This window comes from Paenibacillus silviterrae (assembly GCF_030167925.1).
GTDB lineage: Bacteria > Bacillota > Bacilli > Paenibacillales > NBRC-103111 > Paenibacillus_G > Paenibacillus_G silviterrae.
Genome location: NZ_JASKUT010000002.1, coordinates 1832323 through 1855477 on the forward strand (window position 1 = coordinate 1832323; position 23155 = coordinate 1855477).

General features: G+C 43.3%; 27 protein-coding genes and 1 pseudogene. 6 read left to right on the forward strand and 22 right to left on the reverse strand.

Translation table 11 applies throughout. The features are described 5' to 3' along the window. Positions 1 to 652: 652 nt before the first annotated feature. The 6 genes from QMO62_RS30955 to QMO62_RS30980 all read right to left on the reverse strand — a co-directional run bounded on the left by QMO62_RS30955 (position 653) and on the right by QMO62_RS30980 (position 3593). Entirely contained in the window at positions 653 to 934 is a 282-nt protein-coding gene (locus QMO62_RS30955) for a transporter (protein ID WP_284646304.1), read from the reverse strand. A gap of 401 nt (positions 935 to 1335) precedes the next feature. Then, positions 1336 to 1812 (reverse strand): GNAT family N-acetyltransferase, encoded by a 477-nt coding sequence (locus tag QMO62_RS30960; protein WP_284646305.1) that lies wholly within the window; start codon positions 1810 to 1812, stop codon positions 1336 to 1338. A gap of 186 nt (positions 1813 to 1998) precedes the next feature. Next, entirely contained in the window at positions 1999 to 2466 is a 468-nt protein-coding gene (locus QMO62_RS30965; protein WP_284646306.1) for an NUDIX hydrolase, read from the reverse strand. Then, positions 2467 to 2691, reverse strand: coding sequence for a hypothetical protein (locus QMO62_RS30970; RefSeq protein ID WP_284646310.1), 225 nt, complete (start codon positions 2689 to 2691; stop codon positions 2467 to 2469). It lies immediately after the preceding gene. Continuing rightward, the gene (locus tag QMO62_RS30975; RefSeq protein WP_284646311.1) at positions 2692 to 3108 is read right to left on the reverse strand and encodes a hypothetical protein; all 417 of its coding nucleotides are present in this window, start codon (positions 3106 to 3108) and stop codon (positions 2692 to 2694) included. A gap of 119 nt (positions 3109 to 3227) precedes the next feature. Then, positions 3228 to 3593 carry a hypothetical protein gene (locus QMO62_RS30980; protein WP_284646312.1) on the reverse strand — a complete coding sequence of 122 codons (366 nt, stop codon included), beginning with the start codon at positions 3591 to 3593 and terminating at the stop codon, positions 3228 to 3230. Between the two features lie 619 nt (positions 3594 to 4212). Between QMO62_RS30980 and QMO62_RS30985 the strand changes: the two genes are divergently transcribed. Continuing rightward, the gene (locus tag QMO62_RS30985) at positions 4213 to 4629 is read left to right on the forward strand and encodes a VOC family protein (protein ID WP_284646313.1); all 417 of its coding nucleotides are present in this window, start codon (positions 4213 to 4215) and stop codon (positions 4627 to 4629) included. Positions 4630 to 4757: 128 nt separating this feature from the next. On the opposite strand, the gene QMO62_RS30990 is transcribed toward QMO62_RS30985, so the two are convergent. From QMO62_RS30990 to QMO62_RS31005, 6 genes are all read right to left on the reverse strand, one after another. Continuing rightward, on the reverse strand, positions 4758 to 5303 hold the full coding sequence (locus tag QMO62_RS30990) for a GNAT family N-acetyltransferase (protein ID WP_284646315.1): 546 nt from the start codon (positions 5301 to 5303) through the stop codon (positions 4758 to 4760). Between the two features lie 210 nt (positions 5304 to 5513). Continuing rightward, positions 5514 to 5723, reverse strand: a complete 210-nt coding sequence (locus QMO62_RS30995; protein WP_284646316.1) for a hypothetical protein — start codon at positions 5721 to 5723, stop codon at positions 5514 to 5516. An 11-nt stretch (positions 5724 to 5734) separates the two neighbouring features. Then, on the reverse strand, positions 5735 to 6190 hold the full coding sequence (locus QMO62_RS33480) for an alpha/beta fold hydrolase (RefSeq protein ID WP_369699121.1): 456 nt from the start codon (positions 6188 to 6190) through the stop codon (positions 5735 to 5737). Between the two features lie 273 nt (positions 6191 to 6463). Next, positions 6464 to 6616 (reverse strand): GNAT family N-acetyltransferase, encoded by a 153-nt coding sequence (locus QMO62_RS33485; RefSeq protein WP_369699122.1) that lies wholly within the window; start codon positions 6614 to 6616, stop codon positions 6464 to 6466. A 652-nt stretch (positions 6617 to 7268) separates the two neighbouring features. Next, positions 7269 to 7781, reverse strand: a complete 513-nt coding sequence (locus QMO62_RS31000; RefSeq protein WP_284646318.1) for a GNAT family N-acetyltransferase — start codon at positions 7779 to 7781, stop codon at positions 7269 to 7271. Positions 7782 to 7842: 61 nt separating this feature from the next. After that, positions 7843 to 8406 carry an SF0329 family protein gene (locus QMO62_RS31005; protein WP_284646319.1) on the reverse strand — a complete coding sequence of 188 codons (564 nt, stop codon included), beginning with the start codon at positions 8404 to 8406 and terminating at the stop codon, positions 7843 to 7845. A gap of 279 nt (positions 8407 to 8685) precedes the next feature. Between QMO62_RS31005 and QMO62_RS31010 the strand changes: the two genes are divergently transcribed. Next, positions 8686 to 9835 (forward strand): IS3 family transposase gene (locus QMO62_RS31010; RefSeq protein WP_284646320.1). Its coding sequence is split into 2 segments (ribosomal slippage): positions 8686 to 8960 and positions 8959 to 9835, totalling 1152 coding nucleotides; the frame shifts between segments, so codons are not numbered across the junction. Between the two features lie 246 nt (positions 9836 to 10081). Beyond that, on the forward strand, positions 10082 to 11620 hold the full coding sequence (locus QMO62_RS31015; RefSeq protein ID WP_284646321.1) for an MGH1-like glycoside hydrolase domain-containing protein: 1539 nt from the start codon (positions 10082 to 10084) through the stop codon (positions 11618 to 11620). 86 nt (positions 11621 to 11706) lie between these two features. Here QMO62_RS31015 and QMO62_RS33490 read toward each other — a convergent pair. The 3 genes and pseudogenes from QMO62_RS33490 to QMO62_RS31025 all read right to left on the reverse strand — a co-directional run. After that, a pseudogene (locus tag QMO62_RS33490) lies at positions 11707 to 12141 on the reverse strand (TetR/AcrR family transcriptional regulator C-terminal domain-containing protein); the annotation flags it as partial. Positions 12142 to 12204: 63 nt separating this feature from the next. Further along, positions 12205 to 12825, reverse strand: coding sequence for a GNAT family N-acetyltransferase (locus QMO62_RS31020; protein ID WP_284646322.1), 621 nt, complete (start codon positions 12823 to 12825; stop codon positions 12205 to 12207). A gap of 179 nt (positions 12826 to 13004) precedes the next feature. Beyond that, positions 13005 to 13595: a GyrI-like domain-containing protein gene (locus QMO62_RS31025; RefSeq protein ID WP_284646323.1), complete on the reverse strand. Its 591-nt coding sequence runs from the start codon at positions 13593 to 13595 to the stop codon at positions 13005 to 13007. 149 nt (positions 13596 to 13744) lie between these two features. Between QMO62_RS31025 and QMO62_RS31030 the strand changes: the two genes are divergently transcribed. Continuing rightward, positions 13745 to 14125: a hypothetical protein gene (locus tag QMO62_RS31030; RefSeq protein WP_284646324.1), complete on the forward strand. Its 381-nt coding sequence runs from the start codon at positions 13745 to 13747 to the stop codon at positions 14123 to 14125. Positions 14126 to 14225: 100 nt separating this feature from the next. Here the strand turns inward: QMO62_RS31030 and nikE are convergent, their stop codons facing one another. The 5 genes from nikE to nikA are packed head-to-tail and all read right to left on the reverse strand — an operon-like array spanning position 14226 to position 19327. Next, positions 14226 to 15047: a nickel import ATP-binding protein NikE gene (nikE, locus tag QMO62_RS31035; RefSeq protein WP_284646325.1), complete on the reverse strand. Its 822-nt coding sequence runs from the start codon at positions 15045 to 15047 to the stop codon at positions 14226 to 14228. A 22-nt stretch (positions 15048 to 15069) separates the two neighbouring features. After that, positions 15070 to 15900 carry an ABC transporter ATP-binding protein gene (locus QMO62_RS31040; protein ID WP_284646326.1) on the reverse strand — a complete coding sequence of 277 codons (831 nt, stop codon included), beginning with the start codon at positions 15898 to 15900 and terminating at the stop codon, positions 15070 to 15072. Between the two features lie 8 nt (positions 15901 to 15908). Beyond that, positions 15909 to 16742, reverse strand: coding sequence for a nickel ABC transporter permease subunit NikC (gene nikC / locus QMO62_RS31045; RefSeq protein WP_284646328.1), 834 nt, complete (start codon positions 16740 to 16742; stop codon positions 15909 to 15911). Beyond that, positions 16739 to 17683: a nickel ABC transporter permease subunit NikB gene (nikB, locus tag QMO62_RS31050; protein WP_284646330.1), complete on the reverse strand. Its 945-nt coding sequence runs from the start codon at positions 17681 to 17683 to the stop codon at positions 16739 to 16741. The genes nikC and nikB overlap by 4 nt, the downstream gene beginning before the upstream one ends. A gap of 18 nt (positions 17684 to 17701) precedes the next feature. Then, positions 17702 to 19327: a nickel ABC transporter substrate-binding protein gene (gene nikA, locus QMO62_RS31055; protein WP_284646331.1), complete on the reverse strand. Its 1626-nt coding sequence runs from the start codon at positions 19325 to 19327 to the stop codon at positions 17702 to 17704. A gap of 249 nt (positions 19328 to 19576) precedes the next feature. Between nikA and cntE the strand changes: the two genes are divergently transcribed. Further along, positions 19577 to 20767, forward strand: coding sequence for a staphylopine family metallophore export MFS transporter CntE (cntE, locus tag QMO62_RS31060; RefSeq protein WP_284646332.1), 1191 nt, complete (start codon positions 19577 to 19579; stop codon positions 20765 to 20767). Between the two features lie 25 nt (positions 20768 to 20792). Here cntE and QMO62_RS31065 read toward each other — a convergent pair whose 3' ends face one another. Continuing rightward, entirely contained in the window at positions 20793 to 20984 is a 192-nt protein-coding gene (locus QMO62_RS31065; protein ID WP_284646334.1) for a hypothetical protein, read from the reverse strand. Positions 20985 to 21083: 99 nt separating this feature from the next. Further along, on the reverse strand, positions 21084 to 22010 hold the full coding sequence (locus tag QMO62_RS31070; protein ID WP_284646335.1) for a phosphotransferase family protein: 927 nt from the start codon (positions 22008 to 22010) through the stop codon (positions 21084 to 21086). A gap of 362 nt (positions 22011 to 22372) precedes the next feature. Between QMO62_RS31070 and QMO62_RS31075 the strand changes: the two genes are divergently transcribed. Next, positions 22373 to 23083: a Crp/Fnr family transcriptional regulator gene (locus tag QMO62_RS31075; RefSeq protein WP_284646744.1), complete on the forward strand. Its 711-nt coding sequence runs from the start codon at positions 22373 to 22375 to the stop codon at positions 23081 to 23083. Positions 23084 to 23155: the final 72 nt, after the last annotated feature.

Below are 23155 nucleotides of genomic sequence, written 5' to 3' on the forward strand. Positions count from 1 at the left end.
GTAATCTCTCAATTCTTTGGAGGTTTAAACCTCCAATTATAGAGCCTGAAAAAGCGAAGAAATCCAGTTCCTAACGAATAAGATTGAACACATACAAGGACAGGATGGTTCAAAATTGGATTGCTAACGGAATACCGGTGATTTAAAAATGAGTAAGCATCCAACTGTTAAGAGAGGTAATGGAACGTTAAATTAACTGGTTCAATGAACTCAAAGAGGAGCTGTCCATGCGGCAGCTCCACGCTATCGTTCTTCGTTAGTGCAACCACGGGCGGCAAGTAATTTATTCTTCATCGTAATTTTTTTTACTACAATATGCGATACTGATTCAACTTTTCTTACTTATATAATCCAGTATTTCTTCAGGGTATTAAGGTTTTTGTTTCAACTGATCCAAAGTACGCCAAGTTAATTTAATAGCTTCGCTATCACATTGTACTAATACAGCTAATCCGTCCTTACTAATAATTATTCCTTCAGCCCTTAGCAATGGTCGATTCAAATAAACTTCACCCTAACGTAATGGAGTTGACATATCCCACGAAGTCGGACGCAGACACGAATGTTACCTGTACAATGATGAAAAGAGGCTGTCACCTCAAGTAGGTTTTATCTACTTTTGGGACAGCCTCTTTTATCATTTTTAGGGTGGTTAGTACAGAGTAGGAATTGGAGGGCAGGAAACAGCTCTTATCAATCTTTCGTCTATCCCGTAATATTGCCAGAACAAGCCATTCCAGCGATAACCTGAAACTGCACCATACTCGACACTAGTCGGATAAAACCAGAAACTTTCCCCATTCCATAACCAGATATAAGTGTATTGAAAGTAGCAATCCACTAAATAAGATGGAGTAGAAGGAAATGGTGGAGGATAAAAAGGGGGAGGAGAAAGTGTTTCAGTAGGTGTTCCGGGCAGCGGAAAGAATGCCATGATTATTCACTCCTTAGATGATCGATTCTCTACACACTATGCATCTGCCTAATCTAAGGTTCAATCTTCAGGTAACTGCTAAAAGCGGACGCACAAGACATTATAGCCAAAAAGCGCAAGCCGCGGACCCGGTCGATTCGCTCCTCTCGCCCGATTACATTGATCCTGAACTGCTCTGAGGAATGAAACGGTTTGTTTTTGTATGCCTATTGGAATACATTACAGACAACAATAATCCCACATAACCTATTGATCTTACCAGTGTTTGATTTATCTCCGTTCCATACAGTAGACGAAGTCAATAAGGCAAGTGTTGCGTTAAACTGTCCTTTAGTTGAGCGGCAGCCTGAAGTATGTCAAATAAGCGATGGATCGGTTCCATCGCCGCGCTATCGTACCCGTTAACGTAATGTCTGCTTCTTTAGATGGATTTTCAATACTGGGAGCTTCAAATCAGGGCGAACAGTCGAAGAGGATTCCCCAATTATTACTGCACCGAACGCTCTATAAAATCCCACCGCGTTGGGATCACTCTTTATTATAATGTGATTAAAATTGCTATCCACCGCTACTTGTATAGCGTGTTTCATTAAACTTTTCCCGTAACCTGACCCGATTGAATTTGGATCAACAAATAACCAAAACAATTCAACCTCATTGTTGGAGTTTCCCCTTAACTCGTAAAAACCTTTAACTGTGTTCTGAGTTTCGATTACAAATACCCAATTATCAAGAATGTTTTCTTCAGTAATAGTTAAATCCTTCTTAGCAAGCAGCATGTATTCCGGGTCATACCCCCAAAATGCCTTTGACCTATAAGCAATATCGCTTAAAATTGTTGCCTCTACGGGTCGAGCTGCTCTAATGACCCCTTCCACTCCTGGCTTCCCCCCAACGTGCATTAACCAACGCATTTAAATAAGTCATTCCATCCTCCTGAACCAAAACCATGCTTGTAGGAATGCTGCCCTTTACTTCAATGAAATTGGGGAGCTTATCAGTAGCGATCTGCTCCCTGGTAATAGCACTATCGTCTCCCGATAGAGCTCAACAAAACCAAGTTTTTATTCGTTGTATAATCTTGACAATAAGTTATATGCTGGATGTACTTCCCACGTTTCATACGGAACAAAACACTTTGCTTTCATTGCGTCGAGTGTACGAGATCTTTGCTGCGGGCGAGTTATGTATTTGTCTATATTTGATTCATTCAATTCAATATACCTAGCTTCTTTAATTTCTTCTGGTTGAATTTTTATATCTCCACTAACGTAATCTGCTTTAAAAACAACCGCTAATACATGCTTCGTTGCATTATAATACACCCCTGTTATCCCAATAGGACGAATTACAATGCCAGTCTCTTCCAGAAACTCCCGACAAATTGCCTCGTCCAATGGTTCCCCTACCTCAACATTCCCCCCTGGCATTTCCCACGTATCCGAACGCCAGTGAGTCCTAAGTAATAAAACCTCATTTTTCTCGTTCATCGCTAAAGCGGAAACTGAAACGATGTGTTTGGGATTTTCCATTCAACATTCTCCCATTAATTCATATGTAATTTCTTCAATGACAGCAATAGACTTATTTTTCGATAAGTTTATGTACTCGATAATGTCATCAAATTTGTATACTTCAAGTTCACAATCCTTATTTTCTTCTATAATTTCAAAATCTCCATACATCTCATCAATAAATTTTTGCATGTCGTCTTGAGTTACACCAGCTATTTCTCTCGGGAGAGGACCGATTTCCAACTAGTTTTTTAGATATTCCATATTATATTGACAAAGCAGTTGTGCATTCATTTTTCTAAAATCTGAATACCATCGTTTTATAAAGTTTGGGTCTAAATCTTGTTCCTGCCTTAATTCATATGGATAGTAGATATACTCCATCCACATGTTATCGGAAGTTAAATGAGTTAAATATCCTAATGAGTAGTCATCTTTTATATCTGATAAGTATGTATCAATGTATCTTTGATAGTTTACCTGCCTGGTTCTCTTGTTTACATCTCCTTCAAAATAATGCGTAATGACTTTCCTTTCAAACGAGAAAGCGGCATCAGGTGCTATCGAACCTTTTAAAAAATCCCTCTTGTCTTTTATGATATTTTTAAGGCTGGAAGCAACCATCTCACCAATTATTAAATGCATCAACCGTGAGCCCATACAATCGCCTCTTTTTTTTTCAATTATACATAGATTATTTCATAAATTTGGAATTAGGAGCAATAACAAATGAGTGATAATTAACTGAGAGGACCAGCATCAGCAGAATATTACGCCCGTTACTTCAATGAGCAAAGGAGCAGCTTATCAGTGGTAATCTGCTCCTTAAGGCTCTGAACTAATGTATCGAGGGAGCTGAACAGCCTGCAGGATCTCGCCGGCAGAATGGCTTGCTGCGCGGTGAGCTGCACCTTGCGATTAATCGTTAGATACAGATTCTGCCCCTTGACCGGCTTGGTCAGCTTTATGTCGCCGACGATCCGTCTCATGCTGTCGATTTGATAGGATTTATAACCGTTAAGTCCTCGCATCTCCTTCTGATACATCAACTCCATGCCGTCGTAGCCGACCTCCTCGGAATCCAAATACTTAAGCGTGGGATCCGATTGATCCGCGTTGATTTCTTTAACTTCCTCAGTCGTCAACGGCTTGGAATTCGCTTTGCCTTTTTCGTTAACAGCTGCACGAGTTTTGCAGCCAGCGCCTCCGCCGCTTCTTGCTTAAAGCCTGTTTTGAAAGTAAAGTATAGGGACTGAGTTGAGATCGAATATGCGATCTGCTGTCCCGCCGAATCTTAAATATTGCCGCGGATGGACGGGATGAATACGCCCTTCATGAACATGCTTATCTGGGGTTCCTAGAGACTCGGACGACTCTCAACGAACTGTAGATAAGCAAAACGTATGATTAGTGAAGAGAACAGGAGAAATGTAAGCATGAAAAAGACATTTAACCTAATACTGAAATGGCGACGGTTTCGAACTTTTTCTTTCGCACTTCCGTTTTAACATTTATTTTCAAGACGTTCCCTCATTCAAAGTCGCTCGATATCCACCCTTTAATTGTCATATATTCAGATTATCCCTGAACAATAAGAATAAGCAACCTTACGGGAATGGCGGGTATCCGAACTCAATACCGAGTTATTTTTCAAAATTTACGCTTCCGAATCCATGAGACCGATGAATTCCCAGATCGGCTGTCGTCTATATAAACGAAGGCATAAATGAACACAAACTAATTTGACGAAGAGGTGTTTTGAAAATGGCATTAACGTCCACATTCACGAGCTTCAACCTGCCTGTAAAAAACGTAGAACAATCGAAAGCGTTCTTCACCGGACTCGGATTCGAGCTCAACCCGCAATTCCCCGAGAACGAGAAATCGGTAGCCATCGTGATCGGCGACAACCTGCAGGTCATGCTGATCAATCAAGCATTCTTTAATACGCTGACAGAGAAGGAATCCGTCGATACGAGCAAGTATGCGCAGATGACGATCGCATTGGCCTTCGAAAGCCGGGAAAAGGTCGATGAAATCGTGAATACCGCGGTCTCCTTGGGCGGGAAATTGCACGCTGATCCTGAAGATCATGGGTTCATGTATCATTGGGGCTTCGTGGACTTGGACGGCCATCTGTGGGCCATTAACTACATGAACATGGAAGCGGCACAAGGTTGAGGCTAACGGAGAGCACGCTCGTATTAGGGTTCAAAAAGAAAGACGCCGGGCATCTTCCCCGGCGTCTTCTTCGATGATTAGTTATTCGGTATACTTGGTCGGTAACCTGAGTGTTGTTGTTAATATCTTTAAACCATTTTCAAATAATCCGTTTGGAGCATGCCAAAGTAAATTAAGTCTTCATACTTTCCGGCCTTGATTATATGCTGTGGAAAAGTACCTTCGTGTTTCATGCCAATCTTGCTCATAATTTTATAGGAAGCTGGGTTTCTTGTCATCGCAGCAGCATAAATTCGATTTAACTCCAAATCCTCGAATCCAAACTGGATAATCCGTCGGGCAGCTTCTGTTGCAAAGCCTTGACCCCAAAATGTCTTGCCTACCCAGTAAGCAAGTTCAGCATGGTTGAATTGTTTAGCCAACCTTAAACTTATGCAACCGATGAGCTTACCATCTTCTTTCGAAAGCAAAGCAAAAGAAAAAATATCGCCTTTTTCTGCAGCTTGGCGCGTCCGCTCGATCCACCCTTCAGCAGCCCCGTCCGGATAAGGGTGAGGAATGGAGAGAGTTGTACTTGCTACGTCCTGATCCCCAGCTAATACCTGAACGAATTTTGCGTCTGATAATTCAAAAAGTCGGAGCAATAAACGTTCAGTTTCAAATGAAGGATTCAAACCTTGCCCCCCCGTTTCCCTAATGGTTTCACGATATGATAAGGTTTTTTCCAAGTTATTTCAAACTAACGTTCCCAATTGGCGCAATAAACTCAATACTGAATCAATAATAGCACGTGGTTTATGTACTTGAATAGAGTGCCAACTATCCTCAACAAGGATCTGTTGGGCTTTCCCTGTTAGATTTAAAAACTCCTTTTGCATCTCTTTTCAATCCTCACTTTGTTTTCCCGCAGTTACTACTACTATCGGCAATTCTGAATTCAAAGGAAATGATTTTATTAACTGGTTGGCGCTTTCAAAAATACAAAGAAATTCTAAATAGGCTGCTTTGTACGCATTATTTCGAAGCTCTAGTGCCTTTACTTTTTTTTGAATAATTGGTGGTAACCTCTTTGCTCCAATATGCAGTTTTAACAAACGAGGTAATCCTATCGGGGATATAAATAGCCAAGTCTCAGTCTATTTTGTTGCCGTAGTAGTTCCTCATTTCTTCTTTGATTGAGTGAAGATCCTACATATCTTTTCTCGTGTGTCGAATCCACTAAGACAATCCCCACAACTTCCTCCGGATATTCCGAAGCAAACAGCCTCATTATCATCCCGCCATATGAGTGTCCAACAAGAATATAGGGGGGATCTAATTTTACCCGAGTAAGTAAGTCCCTGAGATCCTGAACATATGCTTTACATGTTGGCTTTTCGATCGTTTCAGTGCTCCAACCAAATCCTGCTCGGTCATAAGAAAGGACCCTTGTGTATTTAGATAACTCTGGTTGAACTAACGCCCAACCCAAAGCACTCCCGCCCATTCCCGATTCTAATATTATTGTCGGAAGTTTATTTTTTGCTGTTCCAGTTAATATGGCACCATATGATATAGGAATTAATTATACAAAAAAGAGAAAATCAACCAGCCCCATTTTCCTATTATTGGTTAATCGTTTAATTCGTTAACGCAGCTTCCGATAAAAGCCGGCTGCCGCGTGCTAATAGTTATTCAACTATCCTCCGTTACTTCAACAAACTATTGCCTTTTTAGTATTAAACTGATTGGTTCGAATTTAAATTTCTTATAAAATTTCACAGCATCTCCATTCAAATAACTTACTAAGATTCGAATGTTATTTACTCCATTTTCATCAAACCACCCCATAGACTTATTCATTAAGCATATCGCCAATTCCCTGGCTTCTATATTGTTCAAGTAAAAATAAAGAATCCAGTTCCCCTTCATTTTCTTTAGAGATAGTTGAAATCGAATAACCAATATATGTTCCGCTTTGGTCGTCAACGGCTATAAGTATTTGTATTTTTCCATTCTTAGCTTATTATTACAATTTCCCAACTCTTTCTTCAAACTGTTTGTTTGATACCGTGCCATTAGGCAATAGATTTATTAATTCGCCTACATTTGTTATTGTACTACCTTTAATTGAAATAGTTAATAGTTTCAGTGTTATCCTTTAGCGTTATGGAATTGGAATAAAGTCTGAACTTCTCTAACAATTTTGGCTTAATTTTATTCTCAAAATTATCATTCCAGATAAACATGTTCTTAAATATTTGAAATGATGGCATATAGTTAGATTTCTCAATTTTTACTATCTGCAAGATAAATCTTTTAACTATTCTATATTTTCGTTTGGAATAGTCAGTATCTAAAAAAATAATTACATCAGCGTTATTAAAGCTTGTGAACACCCAGGCGGGCAAGGTGGGTAGAAAGAATTGCAGGAATAAGCATAGCAGACAACATGTCACTTTATAATGAGGTTACCTCTACATCGAGGGCAGGAATTCCCACATCCCGACATCTTCTATTATTTTTATTGAACGGTGTCTTGTACAATAAGAAATACCTTCCCCAGCCGAAGGATCGGCAAGGAAAGGTATCTATATTGGGGTTGCCGTTACAACTGCTCCCTGGTTAGGTTCAACTATAGTTAGCCGTTACTTTAAGGGTTACGGTTTACTTTTAGTGAGATATATTATTAAATCATCATCGACACGAACTGTATCACCAGGTGTGACGGGTTGTTCTTGATACATTACCCCTCTACCATCCGGTATATAGCCTCTTTTTGCATATAAACGTTGTGCACTGCCATAGCTTTTATAGAGGCCAACCCCAATCCCCACTGTTTTATAGTTCTCGAATGCGATTTTCTCGATAGCATCCATTAAACAATTACCGATCCCATGTTTCCGAAGCGGGGGTATAACATTAAAATCGTTTATTTCCGGAATACCGTTCTCGACGAAATATGGATAGTGAGATGTAGTAAGGAGATGTAAACTTCCCGCAAACTGTTCTTGAAAAAAAGCAAGTAAGGTTATTCTTTCGCCTATTACGTTTTGATCCCAGCATCTAATGATATAATCCAAAGGTTTTCGAATTTTATGTTCAGTAAAAACCCGATATATTAGTTCTATATCTGTGGCTGTCATTGGACGAATATTAATTGGGCTATTCATTAATCGACCCCTATAAATAGTTATTAATGCGCTAATCTTCAGGTGAATGAGTTATTTACTTTCATAACGTACTAAGCCGCAGTTCAAAAAAATACTGTACAATTGGATGCTTTAACTTCATCTTCTCGGCCATGTTTAAAATTCTTTTTTTTCCAACTCGTCTGTCAACCAAAGCTAGAATATTCAACAAGATGTCATTACTCTCTAAGCTTTCCTCAATAGAAGTGGATAAAAATCTATTAGCTACATCGATAAAATTTGATTTACTTAATGATGTCTGTGCTGACAAAAGCTCTTTTGCATATTCTGATATTTTTCTGCTTCTTGCGATTACTATTAAACGTTCCTCAGGAACAGTCCCTTTGGTATCTTTTCTGACCGCTTCAATTTCTTCATTGTTGATAGGAATCTGGATATCTGAATCATTCTTAATTTCCATCTCCGTCTGATACCATTTGATTAAGGTATCACTCATATTGAGCACTTTCTTTTTATCTACAGCAATATAACATAGTCCTGCTTTATCTGGTAAATAGCGGTAGCTGGTTGAAAGGTATTCGACCCTTCCATTTAACGCAGGACAGAGAAAGCTCTCCAGTTGTTGCTTCAATTTGCTCCAGGCCATTTCATCCTCCTATGTTTTTATATAATAAAATACCTATTGAAGCACTCATTCTATTATCCATAATACACTAACCACCACATCGATCAAAAAGTAACCTTAAACCTTATCCCCTACCTTTCTCGAATCTCGGTATCTGTTTGGTTAGTGTGAGATTTTATAATATTTCGGTTTAATTTAATCGTATTTTATATTTATTTAAAAAAGTATAATACATTTTCGAAGGCTCAGATTATAATGCTACACAGAAACTAGACAGTAAAAAAGGAGTATCTTAGTTGTATGGCATCCACCAGAAGGAAGTTCACACCCGAAGAAAAAGCTCGAATCGTACTGGAAATTTTGAGAGAGGAAAAGTCCGTCGCTCAGCTCGCTTCTGAACACGGTATTCACGCTAATGTGCTGAACCGATGGAAGTCCGAAGCCGTCCAGAACTTGTCCCAGCTCTTCGTGGATGACCGTAAGGGCATCACTAAGATGAAAAAAGAATACGAGCAACAGATCGATGAACTCTACGCCGAGGTGGGAAAGCTAACCACACAATTGTCGTGGCTCAAAAAAAAATCTGGCCTCTAATCTTTCCCGCGAGGAACGTTTGGATCTGCTAGAATGGGAGGGCTCTGAGCACTCTATCCTCGTTCAGGCTGATCTCCTGAGCCTAAATCGCTCCAGTTTGTATTACAAACCGGTTCCTCCCTCTCCGGAGGAGATTCGCCTCAAACACCGGATTGACGAGCTTTACACGCAATATCCCTTCATGGGCTATCGTAAGATCGCGGCCATTATGAATCGTGGTCAGGATTTCATTCACGGGAATACAGTAAGGCGCTACATGCGTGAAATGGGGATCATGGCAATACATCCAGGTCCCAATCTGAGCAAACGCGACCTGCAGCATCGGACTTATCCTTATCTGCTTCGGGGGTTACAGATTACGGAACCTGATCAGGTCTGGAGTGTAGATATCACGTATATTCGCATGAGACAAGGTTGGATGTACCTCTATGCAGTAATGGATTGGTTCTCCCGCTATCTTGTGGACTGGCAGCTGGATCAGAGCTTAGAGATCGGCTTCGTTCTTGACACCATGGAACGTGCACTCAAGCGGCGGAAGCCCGGAATTGTCAACAGTGACCAAGGAAGCCATTTTACGAGTCCCAAGTATATTGAGTTGCTTAAAGGTAATGAGGTCCGTATCAGCATGGACGGCAAGGGGCGTGCTACCGATAATATTGTCATCGAGCGCTTCTGGCGTAGCCTGAAGTACAACGAGGTATATCTCAATGATTATGAGACACCTCGAGAAACAAGGCGAGGGATTGAACGCTACATACATATTCATAACCACTACTTACCGCATCAGTCACTGAAAAACCATACGCCCGTAGCTGTCTATAACCGTGACGTTGTGCTTGAATCCACAAGTGAATAACAAGGGAAGAAAACCTTCTCCCGCGCCTTCGCTTGGGCTACACCCACAACCACTGTGGTACGCGATTAATTGGTAATTTATTTCATTAATACCAGTAGGGGATGATCAATGTTCTTTGGTTCCCAAAGAACATTGTGAACCAATTCACACCTTAACTATATCAAAAAAACTGTCTTGACATCTTGTAGCACCATAGATTTTGATGTTTTATTCGCTTACAAAATAATCAGAAAGGTTGATCGTAAAATGTTGTTAAATCCAGACGATTTTAAAAAATACTTCGCAACCTTTAACAAGCATGACGAAGAATCTGTAATCCAGCATGTTGATAATGCGTCAGCCTGGGAATGGATTCGTGATCAGATTCCTCTATTCCATTGTCCTGACAGTTGTCTGGAGGAGACTTACTATTTTCGCTGGTGGGTTTACCGTAAACATATTAAGCAAACCCCTGACGGATTCGTGATCACGGAGTTTCATCCATCCGTCCCATGGGCGGGCAAGCATAACACGATCAACTGCGCTGTCGGGCATCATTTAAATGAAGGCCGCTGGTTGCGAAACCGTCAGGACTTCCTCAAGGACTATATTCTGTTTTGGTTCCAAAGAAACGGAAGCCTCCGCTCCTATAGTTGTTGGATAGCAGATGCCGTGTGGAATTATTGCAAAGTAGACGGTGACTTCCAGCTTGCCATTGATCTGCTACCGGATATGGTCGCCAACTACACGGAATGGGAAAAAAAGCATCAGAACCCAAGTGGGTTATTCTGGTCTAATGACGATCGTGACGCGATGGAAATTTCCATCAGCGGCCCAGGGCTAAGACCAACTCTGAATACCTATATGTACGCCGATGCAGTAGCGATTACCAATATTGCACACCTGGCTGGCGACTTCGAAACGGAAAGAAGGTTTAAGGAAAAAGCGAATCGGTTAAAACAACTTGTCCAAGAACATTTGTGGGACGATGAGGCGCAGTTTTTCAAGGTCATCCCATTGAAGACTGCTGAAGAAACTGTAGAACAATGGGAATTTCAAAAGATGGATCCCGCTCACAACGTACGCGAACAGCTTGGATATATCCCTTGGGCTTTCCACCTTCCCGACGTTGGTTATGAACAAGCATGGACACAGCTAATGGATCCGTCCGGTTTCTATGCTCCATTCGGGCCAACAACTGCGGAGCAGCGCCATGCCCGATTCATGTTCTCCTATGAGCACGAATGCTTGTGGAATGGACCATCTTGGCCATTCGCCACATCCCAGACGCTGACGGCGTTGGCCAACGTATTGAACGATTACGAACAGCAAGTTATCAATAAAGAAGATTATTGGAACCTATTGAGCGCTTACGCGCATTGTCATTACCGCACAAAAGCTGATGGCAAGCGGGTATCCTGGTTAGACGAAAACATTGATCCCTATACAGGGGAGTGGATGTCCAGACGGATACTTGAGGAGTGGAATTGGCCTGAAAGAAAGGGCGGCCGCGAACGGGGTAAGGATTACAACCATTCCACATTTAACGACCTGATCATAACCGGTCTCATCGGGTTCCGCGCGAGGTATGATGGTAGCTTTGAGGTTAATCCACTTATCCCTGAAGGAACATGGGAGTATTTTTGTTTAGACCGTTTATACTATCGTGGTAAGAACATCACTATCATTTATGATAAATTCGGCCGACAATACAACAAGGGCGCAGGCTTGGCCGTTTATATCGACGGTGTGAAGATTGCTTGCTCGGCTGGATTGGATCGTCTTGTCGTGCATATTGTGGATTGATAGTAAATTGCCCCATCATTATTACGTTAATCTCCCGTTATTTCAACGACACCAGGGATCAGTGGCCGCGGCGGTCTGCTCCCCGGTTATTCGCTAACGTTAATAGAGGCCGCCATTGCCTCTACTCCAGCCAGTATGAGGTCTGCACCGAACTGAAAGTGACGATCATTATCGACGCATGCAGCAATATTCGGGGCTGCTTCTACAAGCCAAGGATATTCTTTCTGCGGAAGGCTTCCATAGAACTCCAATAGTTTAGCCCCCCACACTTGGCGTTCTTCTTCTGACCCTTGTATATAACCATCTCCCGTCACAATCAACGATATGACTTGACTCAATAGGTGTTCAAAGATTAAAAATGCTTCTTGAGGCCCGAATCCAGCATTACGAAGAATGCCAAGGGAGGCCTCGAAAATTTTAAGTCTATTTGTCGAAGGCAGAGACCGTCTGGATAGCAAGTATCTGCCAGAAGGATGTATGAGCAACACTTGACGTAGAGCATAAAGTAACCCTCTAACCTGTTCCCGCCAATCCGTTACTCACCGCATCGATCCCTTCCGTATCCGCAACATGTAATGCCAGTCCTACGATGGCCTCTCGACTAAGAGGAACAGTCCCTCTCCGTTTATGGGTATCTTCAGGTATTTGCTCATTGTTATTATTGACCACAGCCGATTCCCCCGAAAGGGCATACCCACTTGTTCGTGCATTCTGAAAAAAGCTATTTCACTTATTTTATGACATATAAGATAATCATCATCTTCATATTGCCTTACATAAATGCTACCTTCGGGAAGACTTTCATCGTCCCGTTCCATGATGAAAGACGAATAACTGATATAAAATCCGTTTTTATATAAAAATTGCAGGGAAGAACTGTCTCCATCCGTGCATACCCCTCTCGAACGCTCAACTGCCTCATTTTGAGAAAGCAATCGATTCGCTCTTTTCATAAGTTCGGTGCCAATGCCCATTCTTCTGTATTCGTCACGGACAAAGATCGTCGTATCTGTTGCTCTCTTAAAACCAATAAATGAAAGAAACCCTACGGTTAATCCGTTGTATCGGGCAACCAATATATCTTTTGGATACTTTGTATCACTCACTTGAAACATTTCATCAAATTGTTCTTTTCCACACAACATGGCACTGATTGCAGCTTTATCACTTTTTGGATTGTAGGGTTCTACTATCAGGCTTTCCATTGAAATACCCCATTTCAATTTTAGAAATATGCTTCCAATATTTGACCATGCTCTTTGTTATCCTTCCCGCTTAATAACAGAAAGAGCAGCTGCCGCGGCAATCTGCTCCGTGGATCAGTTCAACTATCGTTCTTCGTTAGATTAAACTTGACCTATTAGCTTTATATTTTTTCACTTACTTATTCTCCGACTTGTAGTCTAACAATAGTTTCCCATCTATGCTCCGGGTTGCAACCCGGCTGGTTTAGATACACCTCGCGTCTGCCGCCCGAAACTTTATATCCGTGGCTTTCAGCGTAATTTTTCAGTTCCTCGACGGTTTTCATAGACTCACGATAATGCCCGACATGGAGCTTTTGAATGCACAAACCTTGTTTATAGGTGACAAAATTCGTTGCAGGGACAATTTCATCACGGTATCTCGTCTGTACACATGCACTTGCTTCATCATACATCTCGAATGTGATAACATCCGGCACCTGCATCATTTGAGTATATGACCACTCATCCTCGCCAATGTTTTCGTGCCATACAATTTCGTGCGGCATGAGCTTGAATTGATACCCGCTTCTTTCCTTCGTGATTCTTTTGAGCTGATTTACCGTCTTCCATACTACCCAATGCTCTTCTTCAGGCTGCCCTAATGAGTTCAGCTTTCCCTTACCTTCTTGAACTATAAATTGCAACGACGGTACTTCCACTTCCTTAATAACACCCGGCTTCAAATGGTAGACGGATCTATAAAGCTTACGATTATCGTTCACTTTCATCGGGGTCGCCCTTTCCAAATTACAATTCATTTGACAAATATGTTTTTGGGTTCTTTAGATAGTCCGAATCAATGGAAGCAGTATCCAAATAAAAATATAACGAATATACGTTCGATTGTAAATCATTTAAAAATCGATTTTCCCTGACGATGTTTCTAACCTTTCTCATCGTATCGGCTTGTTTGGGCACTCCAGCGATTCGGTCGAGCAGCAGCCACCTCAGGCAGGCAAGCGCTTCAAAAATCTCCAACTCTCCCGTCGCTACAGGCATTTCCTCAGTCGCCAAGCCAATTGTCGATAAAGCCACTAACGAGCTGGTCTACCCGACCTTTTACTTCATGTTCATGTTTGCCGGTACGGTAAGCACGAACCCTTGGCTGATCCTCATCGGCGGCATTGTGTTCATGGCGGGCACCAACGCCGGACGATTCGGACTCGACTACTATCTGATGCCGATGCTGCGCAAGCTGTTCACGCCGCATAAGAAGGACGGTGCAACCGGTACGAAGCCTACCGCAGCACATGCCTAACCCGAAAAAGAGACCCGCAGCAATGGCTGTGGGTCTTAATTTTTATATATCAAAAAGGGGGGCGAGTCCAGGATTTGGCCCGTTGAGTCATGACGCACAATCATTCTCTTGAATATAGACGCTCTTTTGAGCGATAACGCGGATGCTCCGAAAGCATCGACCCCAATAAGCCCTTCACAGCGGGGTGTGACGATAGCAGAAACTGCTGTTTCTCCTCACAGTACTCAGCCACCTGTCCTTTCTCCATGACAGCGAGCGCATCCGATATCGTGTAAGCCGCTTTAATATCATGGGTAATAAACAAATAGGACAAACCAAATGTTGACCTCAGATCATTAAGCAGGTGTAAAATATTCGTTTGATTTACCATATCCAGGCTGCTTACCGCCTCATCCAATACGATCATCTTCGGCTTTAGAGCAATCGCCCTTGCTATATTAATTCGCTGCAGTTGGCCCCCGCTGAATTGATGCGGATATTTACCCATATCCAAGGAGCTTAACCCGACGCGCTCCAGCAGTTCTCCGACAGCACGCTTTTGCTCCTGAACCGACAAGGTCTCGTAATTGTCCAGGGGCTCACCAATGATTTGTTCGGCTGTCATCCTAGGATTAACCGAGGAATAACAATCTTGAAAAACAACCTGCAGGTTTCGACGCAGCTGTTTGCGGGTTTTCGCATCCAACGTGTACAGATCATGCCCTTGAAAAAGCACTTGACCCTTCTTCGGTTTTTCCAAGCCTAGAATGACCCTCCCTAGAGTGCTTTTTCCCGCTCCACTCGCTCCCAGAAGTCCCAGACACGTCCCTTCCTTGATACGAAGCGAAACGTTGTTCAGAACGTTCGCGTTCCCTTTGGTACGCCTGAAAAAAGTAGAAGAAGAGTAAGCATGAGTTACCTCGTTCACTTGAAGCAATGTCATTTTACCCACCTCTATTCCTGAATCATGACCATATGCAGCCTGCCATCTGCGGGCTAATTTGAAGCATGGGTCTGGCGGCAAGCAATGATTTTGTGTACGTATGCTTAGGGTTATCAAACAGTTCAAATACATCAGCCTGCTCAACAATCCGGCCATGCTGCATGACAGCTACATCATCAGCCAATTCTGCAATGACTCCTAAATCGTGAGATATCAATAAAATTGATGTCCCATGCTCCTGCCGCACTCGATCCAATAGTCGAAGCACCTGCAGCTGATTCGTCACATCCAGCGCAGTAGTAGGCTCATCAGCAATAATAACCAATGGTTTCAAGCACACGCTCAATGCGATCATCACCCGCTGAAGCATGCCTCCGCTCAACTCGAACGGGTACTTTCCCAATAGCTCTGAGGGCATGGGTAAATTTACGTCCGTCATCGCACTGACAGCCAATTCTGTTGCTTGCTTTTTGCTCAGGTCGGTGTGGGTGCGAATCGTATCTAAGAATTGAGTACCAATTGTGTACACAGGTGAGAATGCATTCATCGGATTCTGCATAATAAGAGCAATCTCTTTCCCTCTTATCCGCCGCATTTCACTGTCCTTAAGTCCGTTCAGCTCAAGTGTATTTAAACGGATACTCCCTTCGATGTCGGTCGTTTTTCGATCCAGCATCTGCATAAGAGATAACGAAGTAACGGTTTTGCCGCTGCCGCTCTCCCCTACAAGACCAAGTACACGCCCCGGCTTAAGCCCAAAATCAATGCCATGTACAAGCGATAAATTTCCCTGCCCCGTCTTTACTGTCACTTTCAGTCCTTTTACCTGCAATACATCTGCCACTTTGCTCATTCCTTCTATTAGGAGCCTCGTTTTACACCAAATCGCTCTGATAAAGCTTCGCCCAAAATATTAAAAGTCGCCACAACAATAACGATCAGCATTCCAGGATAGAGCATGAGCTGCGGATGATTTCGTATGAATTGCTTCCCTTCATTTACCATCGCACCCCATTCTGGAGTTGGCGGCTGAATCCCTATACCAAGGAATGACATGGCAGAGATGTTCATAATTGCCCATCCCATTTCGAGCGTGCCTATGACTACAATGGGAGGCAAAATGTTAGGAATCATGTGCCTTCTAATGATTTGCCACTGAGAGGAGCCGCTTACCCGTGCTGCCGTAATAAAGTTCCGTCCCTTTAAACTGACCACCATATTACGAAACATACGCGCATAATACACCCATTGCACCATCATCAAAGCCATCACCAATTGCGGCAAACCGGGACCGAATATGCCAACAAGACCTAGTACCAATACAAGACTTGGGAAAGCCATCACGCCTTCACAAAACCGCATCAGTACTGCATCTAGCCACCCTCCACTATAACCGGCAACGGTCCCGACAAATAAGCCGATCGTAAGGGAAGAGATGAAAATTAAAGAAGCAAATCCTAACGAAACACGCGCACCGTGCAGGAGTCTAGATAGATTACACCTACCTAACTGGTCCGTCCCTAACGGATATTCCCACGAGGGTGTTTGAAGCTTGATCGCTAAATTCACCTGAATCGGGTCATGGGGTGAAATCCATGGAGCTAACGCACTAATTAGAAAGAAAAAGACGATAATGATTGTGCATATGAAGATTGTCTTCGAGCTTTTGATACCTCTGTGTAATCTGCCAATCACTGGTCAGCTCTCCCTTTACGTAAAATCCGGGGATCCATGTACAATTGGAGCAGATCTACAATCAGGTTACATCCAACAACAACGCAGACGGAAAGCAATACGTAGCATTGGATCACCGGAATATCTCGGTTCATAATGGATTCAACAAAATAGCGACCAACCCCAGGCCACGAGAACACCTGCTCTACGACAATTGCTCCCGTTAACAAAATTCCCATATTCATACCCAAACCTGTGATCAAAGGTGCAATTGCAATTCTAAGCACGTATTTGAGCATGATCATTCTCTCTTTAATCCCTCTCGCTCTGGCATAGCGAACGTAGGACTCCTGTAATTCCTCTAATACCGTCGTTCGAAGCAAGCGAGTATAAATCGCGATTAGCCACAGCGCCAGCGTTACCGACGGGAGCACAAGATGCTGCCAAGTCCCTCGACCCTCTACGGGGAGCCAATCGAGTTTTACCGAAAAGAAAAACACCAATAAGTACCCCAGCCAAAAAATTGGAATACAAGCACCAATATACGAAAGCACCCTACTCATATAATCAATAGCACTATTTTTATAAATCGCAGATAGCAAGCCAATTGGCACACTTACAAGCATGGTGAGAATAATACTGCTGAGGGCAAGCTGAACCGTTGCCGGTATTTTCTGCGCTACTTCCTGCCAAACGGGCTCATTAGTAATATAAGACATGCCGAAATCGAGTCGGCACATCTTAATCACTGATTGAGCATATTGAACGATGAAGGGCTTGTCCAATCCAAAATCATGTCTTTTTTGAGCCAACACTTCATCATCAGGGTGAATGTGGGCCGCGGCCAAATACGCTTCGGCCGGGTCCACAGGTCCTAATTTTATCATGACAAACATGAGAAACGAGGCAAATAGAACAATTGGTATAATGGAAAGAATTCGTTTCCCGATAAATATGCCCATGTATTGCCTCCTGCGACTTTACTTCTTCGTATCAATCCCGTCAAACGGATGTTCATCACGATTAGAAGGGAAATGAAAGGCGCTTACGCTTTTTTGATGAACAGCTATCTTCTTGATATAAGAGATCGGAAGGATGGATGATTGCTCCTGCAGTGTAGTGAGAACGGAACTAAATAACTCTGTTCGGGCTTTCTCATCCGTTGTTTTCATTCCTTCATTAATTTTCCGGTCAATCTCAGCCTTCATAGGTAAGGCTACCAGTGCATCTGAAACTCCATAGCCCTTCTGGACAACTGCGGTCATGAAGGAATGCGGGTCATATGGAGCCCCGAAATTCGAATAAAAATTCATATCAAATTCGTTGGCTTTTCTACGCTGAATATAAACTGTTAATTCCACACCAGTAATCTTCAGTTTAACACCGATAGCTGACCATTCTGCTTGCAACGTTTCGGCCATTGATTTTTGAGTTAAGTCCGCTTTGTCATAAAGCAATTCAAGCTCAAGCGCCTTACCGTCTTTTTCCCGAACCGTTTTTCCAGCGGGCAGCTTCCAACCTGCTTCTTCTAATAATGCCTTGGCTTTTTCTACATTGTACTCAACCGGCTTTACGTCAATATTGGAATATGGAAGGTTTTTGGGCAAAATATTGTCAGCCTTTTCCTCCATACCCATAGTCACACCCTCAACCATCGCCTTCTTGTTAAAGCCAAGGTGAAGCGCCTGACGAACCCGCAGATCTGCTAGCTTCTCGTTCATCGTATTAAGCACCAGGTTTCTTGTGCCAACCGGTTCAGATAGCTTTGTTACGTATTTACCTGATTTTTCAAGCTGTTTATATGCATCGAAGCTTATTAGACCTTCACCAAAAATTAGATCCAAATCGCCTTTTTCAAAAGCAAGTACACGTGTTTCCGCATCAGGGATTACTTTAATGACAACCTTGTCAACTTTGGGCTTGTCTCCCCAGTAGTTCTGATTGGGAGTAAACACCGCAGACTCATCTTTCTTGTACTCACTGAGAACCCATGGTCCGGTTCCGATCGGATTCTTTACGCCTTTCGATGTGTCACCATCTTCAGGGAAGCCCGATTCGGCAAGAATACGTACAGGACGAACAACGGCTAGATCGTACAAGGTCGGATAGTACGGCTCTTTAAGCGTTAGTTTAAACGTGGTGTCATCGATCGCTTCCGTTTTCTCAAGCACCGTTATAACACCCAACCACGTATGTAGCTTCATATTATTCATAACCGCATCAAAGTTCTTCTTCACAGTCGCTGCCGTAAAGGCGGTTCCATCAGAGAATTTAACATTGCTCCGAAGTTTGAACGTATATTCCTTACCATCCGGCGAAAGGGTCCATGACTCTGCCAAATGAGGCTCAATCTTCCCATCCTTATACGTGACGAGCGGTTCAAAGATCATCGATTGAGCAAACAACTGAGATGGGTTATACAAATGCGGATTCATCGGTCCAACGTCCCTCGGCCAAGACATCGTTACCGTTTTGGCATTAGCAGTTTCTGTTGCTGCGTTAGGCGCGGTATTTGGATTCTGTGTAGAACAGCCTACTATCGCGGCAGACAAGGCCATAAGTAAGGACATGCTCAAAAGCAGGCCTTTTCTCTTTGTTGCGAACATATACAAGAGACCCCTCTCATTATTCCGTTGATAATGATTATCAATTACAATAGGATAATACTTTATAAAACCCGAGAGTGTCAATGTATTTATCTTCCATGCGGTACCCTTTGGTTACTAATAGGCCTGATTTCGTTGCTCTCCATGCTTTCTCGTGCTATATTTCATCAATAAGGTTTCCACGGTTTATTTATCTTTGGCCATCATCATTGTAACGACCGAAATCACATGGAAAGGAGAACACTACGAATGGTTGCTCAAGGTCCTTTTTCAAGTGGACAAATGAGGCTATACCTCCTCGCTGTCTTATTCTTCTCCGCCAATTCTTTACTTACCGTGATTCTTCCACTTCAAAGTGATTCCCGAGGCATGGAGCAAGGCGAAATCGGCCTGATGATGGGCGCCTACATGCTGACTTGTATGATTTTTCGGCCATGGGCGGGGCAAATGCTTAGTCGATACGGAGCGCTCGCTATCATGCGCTTACTCTTGATCGTTCACGGTAGTTGCTTACTACTGTACTCCATATCCAGCATTGATAATTATCTATGGCTTCGGGCCCTGCAAGGAGCCGTCACCGCATTCTTCTCCATGTTAATGCAGATGGGGATTGTAGAGACGCTTTCAGCGCAAGACCGCGCACAGGGGATGTCGATATATACACTATCTACAATGATTCCACAGCTGTTTGGTCCTATGATGGCTTTATTGATTTGGAATTCTGGAGAGCCTTCTTTGTTCATCGGGATCATGATTGCCCTGAGCATCATGACTTGGCTGACCGGATATTTTGCTCCATTGCCCGCTTCACCTTTGGGTGAAGGGTCCTATACATTTCTGGAGATGCTCCGATCTTTCACGCAGCTATGGAAAAATCAGGTATTACTAGTTTGCTCCGTCGTAATGCTGTTTGCTTCTTGTGTTTTTGGCGCTATTTCAACTTTTTTGCCGCTGTATATGGAGAAGGCCGGCGTAGGTCATGCGGGCTATTATCTCATGCTGCAGGGTCTTGTTGTAGTGGTCTGCCGATATACCTTGCGCAAGCATATTCCGTCCGACGGAAGCTGGAATACGGGATTAATCGCGGGACTTTTACTTTCCGCGGCCGCCGGTTCCCAGCTCCTCGCCATGCTTCAATCGGCTGGGGCGTTTGTGTATGTATCAGCAGTATGTAACGGGCTAGCTATAGCTTTACTGTATCCAACAATGGTTACCTATTTGTCCTTTGTTTTATCGTCCCGTAACCGAGCTGTCTTTATGGGCCTTTTTATATCAACCTATGATTTGGGATTTTCATCAGGAGGGCTTATCATGGGCATTGTAGCCCAAAAGATTACATACTCAGGCATGTTCACCCTTTGTGCACTACTCAGCCTATTGGCCGTCATCGTTGTGCTCATCAACAAGAATCGAATGAGAGAATCGATGCAGGAAATTTGAACAGTCTATATTGGATCTCCACTGCTTATAAGATATCAATTAAAATCGTTAATGAATTTACTTTCTTGTAACCAGTCGCATCAAACTTACCTTCATTGTTTTGTTCTAATGTTTCTGCAACAAATACCTCGATATGTTCAACTTTTTCCACATTGCTGCACGCATTAAAGAGAAGAATCCCCAAGAATAAGCTCATTTTCAAGTAATGTCCTTTCAAATCTACTCCCCCCTAAATGAGCATAACTCCCGTTAAATGAAACAGGGAGCAGTTGTCGCTCGACGAACTACTCCGTGTGTATAGCGCTATCGTTCCCAGTCATATACGTTTCGAACGGGAGCTGCCCTCCAGCAGCACACTCTCATTTAAAAATCGATTTTCCCTGACGATTTTTCTAACCTTTCTCATCGTATCGGCGTGTTTGGGCACTCCAGCGATTCGGTCGAGCAGCAGCCACCTCAGGCAGGCAAGCGCTTCAAAAATCTCCAACTCTCCCGTCGCTACAGGCATTTCCTCTTGATATTTGTACAAAAACGTAAGGCTTTTGCTCTCGCTCATATAGATACGCAGAAGCAGACAAGCCCATGATAGATCATACCTAGGATCCCCCAGTTGCCCGTTCGTCCAGTCGATCACCGTGTATTGTCCATTCTCTTCTAGAATATTGCCTAAATTGAAATCGCCATGAATAACCCGGTCCATTTTCATATCAGCGGAAGCGACAAGACGGATCAGTTCCTTTTCCATTGCCGGAAACTCCTCGATCCCCGAGAAAAAATACCCGACAAAATCATACCTAGCTAGCTCCCTACCTTCCAAACCATCTGGAGGCAGCCGGTGAATGTCGGCTAAAACGGCGGCAATTTTCTTAAAAATGCCTGGACTCACCTTCGTAACTGTAGTGCCGTGATAACGAGTCAGCAGCACACCGTCCCCAGTTTCGGTGCGCCCATAGCCGATCGGCTCGGATACGCGGATTCCCTGACGGCTAAGAGCTTCCAATAGGCGATATTGGTGCAGGACGTTGGGTTTCGAGCGTTTGTTCCACACCTTCAGAACAAAATGCTTCTCCCCCTGCGTGATCTTAACTACATCCGCCTCAAGCCCCGGCGATAGTGGGCTAAGCGTTAGTTCGGCCCCTGAAGTAATCAGGTTATTCAAAATTGGAGTTGTTTCATGCCATTCAATTCCCGCTAAGAAGTCAGTCATGGGGTTTTCCGCTACCTTACCTTCAAATTGTTTCATATCTCACCTCAGGTGATTTACTCCTTACATTTTGCTGCGTTATGAGTTCCAATGTAACCACCTCAGGACTATTTATCGTAATTGCATGGCAAGGGATTCCCCCCCCCAATATAACCTATATACGCTTCCAAAGGTTGGAAAGTTCCGTAGCCGTTCCTCCCTCTAGAATTATCGTCCGCCGATAAAATAGTATAGGGGAAATCCCTGATCACCCGCTAAGGGAATCTCCACTGATACGTGTGATTTTCCTCACACCGGAATAGGGATTCTCCCCCCTCAAAAATCAGGTGATGCCCCGATGTGAGAAAGATCACATCCGTTATATGATTAGTGTAACGAAATCACCTGAGAGGGAAACGGCGATGGCAGCAGCGGCACAGCAATTGAACGGAATTTTGGATATCATCTCGGCGGAAAGCTTCGAAAAGCTTAAGAGCATCATGTACATGAAAGAGATTGAGAAGGGTTCCTACCTTTTCTGGGAAGGTGACCAGGCGGATAAGCTTTACTTTATCATGAACGGACCGGTTAGGACCACGAAAACAACCGACAGCGGGAAGAGCCTTACGATGTATTTACATTTAGCAGGCGACTTGATTGGACAAATGGATCCATTCAAGGATTCCGTTCACACGTTTAGCGCGGAAGCGATGAAAGACAGCAAAATCGGTGTCATTCAGCGTAAAGACCTCGAGATTCTGCTGTGGCAGCACGGGGATCTGGCGGTAGAGTTCATGAAGTGGATGGGGCTGATGCACCGCCTGACGCAGACCAAATTCCGCGATTTGATGATGTTCGGAAAAACCGGTGCTCTTTGCTCGCTGCTGATTCGTTTAACCAACTCCTACGGGGTGCATCGCAAGAACGAAATTTTCATCGAGCTCAAAATTAATAATACGGAAATGGCAGATATGATCGGCGCCACAAGAGAAAGCGTCAACCGCATGCTGAGCGATCTGAAGAAAGATGACATCATCGGGTATGAGGACGGACATGTTGTCATTAAGGACTTAGCTTATCTGCGAGACGTTTGCCGCTGCGAAAACTGTCCGAAAGAAATATGCAGGATGTAAAAGCGACTCACAACCGTATTTCCTAATTATTTCAGCTTGTGAGGTTAATCACATCAAACCAGCTTAGACCAT

Bases quoted from the DNA above. Each gene is read 5' to 3' on its own strand.
- QMO62_RS30955 (WP_284646304.1), bottom strand. From the start codon at position 934: ATGGCATTCTTTCCGCTGCCCGGAACACCTACTGAAACACTTTCTCCT.
- QMO62_RS30965 (WP_284646306.1), bottom strand. From the start codon at position 2,466: ATGGAAAATCCCAAACACATCGTTTCAGTTTCCGCTTTAGCGATGAAC.
- QMO62_RS30975 (WP_284646311.1), bottom strand. From the start codon at position 3,108: ATGGGCTCACGGTTGATGCATTTAATAATTGGTGAGATGGTTGCTTCC.
- QMO62_RS30985 (WP_284646313.1), top strand. From the start codon at position 4,213: ATGGCATTAACGTCCACATTCACGAGCTTCAACCTGCCTGTAAAAAAC.
- QMO62_RS31000 (WP_284646318.1), bottom strand. From the start codon at position 7,781: ATGAATAGCCCAATTAATATTCGTCCAATGACAGCCACAGATATAGAA.
- QMO62_RS31005 (WP_284646319.1), bottom strand. From the start codon at position 8,406: ATGGCCTGGAGCAAATTGAAGCAACAACTGGAGAGCTTTCTCTGTCCT.
- QMO62_RS31015 (WP_284646321.1), top strand. From the start codon at position 10,082: ATGTTGTTAAATCCAGACGATTTTAAAAAATACTTCGCAACCTTTAAC.
- QMO62_RS31020 (WP_284646322.1), bottom strand. From the start codon at position 12,825: ATGGAAAGCCTGATAGTAGAACCCTACAATCCAAAAAGTGATAAAGCT.
- QMO62_RS31025 (WP_284646323.1), bottom strand. From the start codon at position 13,595: ATGAAAGTGAACGATAATCGTAAGCTTTATAGATCCGTCTACCATTTG.
- QMO62_RS31030 (WP_284646324.1), top strand. From the start codon at position 13,745: ATGTTTCTAACCTTTCTCATCGTATCGGCTTGTTTGGGCACTCCAGCG.
- nikE (WP_284646325.1), bottom strand. From the start codon at position 15,047: ATGACATTGCTTCAAGTGAACGAGGTAACTCATGCTTACTCTTCTTCT.
- QMO62_RS31040 (WP_284646326.1), bottom strand. From the start codon at position 15,900: ATGAGCAAAGTGGCAGATGTATTGCAGGTAAAAGGACTGAAAGTGACA.
- nikB (WP_284646330.1), bottom strand. From the start codon at position 17,683: ATGGGCATATTTATCGGGAAACGAATTCTTTCCATTATACCAATTGTT.
- nikA (WP_284646331.1), bottom strand. From the start codon at position 19,327: ATGTTCGCAACAAAGAGAAAAGGCCTGCTTTTGAGCATGTCCTTACTT.
- cntE (WP_284646332.1), top strand. From the start codon at position 19,577: ATGGTTGCTCAAGGTCCTTTTTCAAGTGGACAAATGAGGCTATACCTC.
- QMO62_RS31070 (WP_284646335.1), bottom strand. From the start codon at position 22,010: ATGAAACAATTTGAAGGTAAGGTAGCGGAAAACCCCATGACTGACTTC.
- QMO62_RS31075 (WP_284646744.1), top strand. From the start codon at position 22,373: ATGGCAGCAGCGGCACAGCAATTGAACGGAATTTTGGATATCATCTCG.